Below are 3,998 nucleotides of genomic sequence, written 5' to 3' on the forward strand. Positions count from 1 at the left end.
TACGACCACACAGCATGATGCCCCCATTCGGGAGCCATCTGATCAGTTGGAGCAGATTACCGTAACCGACCCAACCCATCCACTATACGGACGGCGCTTTGATTTGGTATCGGCCGGAAGCTCGCTCCGACCCGGCGGCTGCGTTCTCGTTCATTATCGCGACGGCATTTTGCTGAGAATTCGAGCTTCAGCAACCAACCTCTATGGCGAGCGGCTGCCTGTCCCGTCAAGCAAGCTTTCGCTCGCAAGCATTCGAGACTTGCTCCGGCTTTCAAGAGACGTGGTGCTGAGGAGCTTGGCGAATCAGCCGACAAATGATTCGTTAGGGCACGGCTCCGAGTCAAAATTGGCAAGCTCGCGTGGTTCGCTGGAAGGAGAGCCATGAGGTCGGATCTCGTGATGGGGAGCCACCTGTGTCGCAGAGCCGTAATTTACATTCGGCAGTCCACGCCTCATCAGGTGATGACCAACCAGGAAAGTCTGCGGCTGCAGTATGCACTGCGACAGCGAGCCAACGATCTCGGTTGGGATGATACCAATATTGATGTCGTTGATGCCGACCTTGGGTTGAGTGGATCGACAGCCGCGCATCGCGAGGGCTTCAAGGACGTTATCGCCCGCGTCACATTGGGTGAAATCGGAATCATTCTCTCCTACGAGGTGACACGTCTCGCGCGCAACTGCTCTGATTGGTACCCGCTACTCGATCTGTGCGGCTACCGGCAATGCCTCATTGCGGATCGCGACGGCGTCTACGATCCTGGCTCAACCAATGGGCGCCTGTTACTCGGCTTAAAGGGCACAATCTCCGAAGTGGAGTTGCACACACTGCGCGGCCGTCTGACGGCGGGGCTGCGCGCCAAGGCCGAGCGCGGCGAGTTGACGTTACTGTTGCCGGCGGGTTTAGAGCGTGACGCCAATGGCGTGGCATCGAAGGATCCGAGCAGGGAGGTGCAGCAGCGGATATCACTGGTTTTCACGACATTTCTGGAGGGAGGCTCCGTGGGCAAGGTAATCCGGTCATTCCGAGATCGTGCGCTCTCCATACCGCGGCGGGACCGGTTCGGCGATATTGCGTGGCGGACACCATCAGCCAGCATGATTTCCGGAATTTTGAGGAATCCGGCCTATGCTGGCGCTTTCGTCTATGGCCGTACCAAGTCCTGCCGCACGACCTATGCAAGTGGTAAACTGAAGACGGCTCGCTGCCCAATGGCAGAGTGGAAGGTAGTAGTAAAGGACCGCTATCCTGCATACATCGATTGGGATGGCTTTGAGCGGATCCAGGCCATGTTGCGCGATAACCATGCCGAATACCAACGCAATCAAACGCGTGGCGTGCCCCGAGAAGGGGCCGCTATCTTGCAGGGCATCACCTGGTGCGGCCGGTGCGGCCACAAGATGTCGATACAATACAAGGGCGGGTCTCGCTACGTCTGCAATTCCCTGTTGAACCACCAAGGCAAGACGCTATGCCAGCATCTTCCCGCCGATCCAATCGACGCACAGGTGGTGGCTGCTTTCTTTGCAGCGATCGCTCCCGCTGAGGTGGAGGCCTGGAGGCGTGCGCTCAATGCGCGGCAGCAGACTGACGAAGCGCTTGATCGCGCCGAAGAGCAGCAGGTTGAGCGACTGCGCTATCAGGCACTCCTGGCCGAACGACAGTATAATCGGGTCGATCCTGACAATCGCCTCATCGCCGCTGAGCTGGAGCGGCGATGGGAAAGAGCGCTACGCGAACTCCGGCAGGCTGAAGAGGCGCTGACCACCCGCCGAGCCACGAAGAGCAAATCAGCCATGTTGACCCCAGAGGAGCAGAATGAGTTTCTTGCGCTTGGTCCGCACTTGCCTGAGCTCTGGCAGCGGCCTGATGTGAGCCGGGCAGATAAGAAGCAGTTATTACGAACGCTGATTGACAAGGTTGTTCTCCACCGCATCACGCGCGATCGAATCGCGGTCCGGATCGTCTGGTGTGGTGGCGAGATATCCCAACTGGAAGTCGAGCCGAGGGTCCATGCACTGCATGCTCTAACTCGAGGGACTGAGATGCAAGCACGGATCCTTGAGCTGGCCCGTCAGGGTTTCGATGATGCCGAAATCGCCAATACCTTGACCCAGGAGGGGCACCGCTCACCGCGCCGAAATTATGTTCCAGTACGAACCGTTCAGATCGTGCGGCAGCGCCATCGCGTACTGCAGGACGGCGTCGCAACGCGTGCTCGTCACATTGCTGGCTGGCTGCCGGTGACCGCAATGGCAAAGCGTTTAGGAGTTTCGAGTTCTTGGATCAAACGACGTATCCGCAGCGGCACCATTGATATCCAGCGCGATCCCTGGGACAAGCGATTCCTCTTTCCGGATACGGAAGCCAGCATTGTTGCGTTGCGAGAGCTTAAGACAGGAGCTCGAGATTACCTCGTTTTCGACCCGAGAGCGAACAAATGAAGGTAGCAACATGATCGATCGTAAATCCCATCTCCATCACCGATGAGCGTGTGAGTCAGGCCACATAGATCGAGCAGACGGTACCAATCAGCATTATTGCGCGCTAGTCGCGAGACTTCCAAGCCGAGCACGATGCCCACCTGGCCGAGGCCGACCTCCGCGGTCATACGCGCGAAGCCGGTGCGCTCGGAAAGGCCGGAACCGGAAATACCGAGGTCCTCATCGATGACCTTCACCTGATCGCGTCGCCAACCAAGCCGCGCGGCGCGTTCGGCTAACAAGTACTGACGGGCAGTGGACTCGCGATTATGCTCGACCTGCGTCGTACTGGACTGACGCACGTAGACGATTGCGCATCGGCGTAGGTGCTCAGCGGTGATCTTGCTCAGTTCGTTCATCGTTGTGATCTCCGGCGGTGGCGATTGCTCGGGCGATTAGTCGGGCGAGTCGCAGCACGAGATGTGCGCGCTGCTCTTTATCGAGGGCCTCCCATACGGGTACGGCACCGTGCTGAGGTGGTGGGTCGAGAAAGCTTAGCTGCTGCATGGCTGTCCTCCGATTCCGGTGGCAGGACAGTATGCGCGGCATCCAATTGCCGCAGCAGAGCGTCGACGATCGTCCGGGCGTGCAGCAGCTCGGCATGGGAAGCCAGGAATGCCGATCGAGCGCATTGCGGGCTTGCACGCGGTAAATGTTGTGCGATAGGCAGATCTGTCCACGCGGCCGGTACAAGGGCACGGGTACCATCGGGCAGTACAAGCGTCAGATGAAGTTCGCCGCGTCGATGACACCAGCCAAGCACATTAAGCGCAGATCCCTCAAAGGGATGGCGCGACCGAACGATGGTTACCTGATCGGGATAGTCGTCGAGATGATGAGCGCGGTGGTGGGTAGTCTGTCGAGTAGTCTTTCGACAACATCGACTGGGAGTTATTGATGCGAGCGGTGCGTCGTCATACCGACTGCGCATGGGTGCTGCTCTACATCGAAAGATGGCTGAAGGCACCCGTGAGCATGCCGGATGGCGCGCTGGTCAGCCGAGAGAAGGGGACCCCGCAAGGGGCAGTCGTCAGCCCAATCTTGGCAAACCTTTTCCTGCACTATGCGTTCGATCGTTGGATGAAGGAAAATAATCCAGACATTCCGTTCGAGCGCTACGCGGATGATGCCATCTGTCACTGTCGCAGTGAGGCGCAAGCGCTTTCATTGCGGCAAGCGCTGGAAGCGCGGCTTGCGGCGTGTAAGTTGGAATTGCATCCGCAAAAGACGAAGATTGTGTACTGCAAAGACTCGAACCGACCGAACGGTTATCCGGAGCAACGCTTCGATTTTCTGGGCTTTACGTTTCGACCCCGACAATCGATGAATCGCGCTGGAAAGCTGTTCGTCAGTTTCTCTCCTGCGGTCAGCGACAAAGCGGCCAAGGCGATGCGCGAAGACGTGCGTCGCTGGAAGCTGCATCATCGCAACGATCTCGACTTGGAGAAAATCGCCCAATGGGCACGGCCTATTCTTGTTGGCTGGGTCAACTATTACGGGCGTTTTCATCGTTC

Annotated in this window: 4 protein-coding genes; 3 read left to right on the forward strand and 1 reads right to left on the reverse strand. The window is 58.2% G+C overall.

Going from position 1 to position 3,998, the window contains the following annotated elements:
* Together GWG65_RS39915 and GWG65_RS39920 are read left to right on the forward strand one after the other, a co-directional pair.
* On the forward strand, nucleotides 1–385 hold a 385-nt coding region (locus GWG65_RS39915; protein WP_275200875.1), incomplete at its 5' end, for a hypothetical protein.
* A gap of 14 nt (nucleotides 386–399) precedes the next feature.
* Entirely contained in the window at nucleotides 400–2,445 is a 2,046-nt protein-coding gene (locus GWG65_RS39920) for a recombinase family protein (RefSeq protein WP_275200878.1), read from the forward strand.
* Here GWG65_RS39920 and GWG65_RS39925 read toward each other — a convergent pair.
* Nucleotides 2,412–2,843, reverse strand: a complete 432-nt coding sequence (locus GWG65_RS39925; protein ID WP_275200876.1) for a recombinase family protein — start codon at nucleotides 2,841–2,843, stop codon at nucleotides 2,412–2,414. The two genes, GWG65_RS39920 and GWG65_RS39925, sit on opposite strands and share 34 nt — an antisense overlap.
* A 538-nt stretch (nucleotides 2,844–3,381) precedes the next feature.
* On the opposite strand from GWG65_RS39925, the gene GWG65_RS39930 reads away from it, so the two are divergent.
* Nucleotides 3,382–3,998 (forward strand): reverse transcriptase domain-containing protein (locus GWG65_RS39930; protein WP_275200877.1); only part of this gene is annotated, 617 nt, incomplete at its 3' end.

The organism is Bradyrhizobium sp. CSA207, from assembly GCF_029051685.1.
Taxonomy (GTDB): domain Bacteria; phylum Pseudomonadota; class Alphaproteobacteria; order Rhizobiales; family Xanthobacteraceae; genus Bradyrhizobium.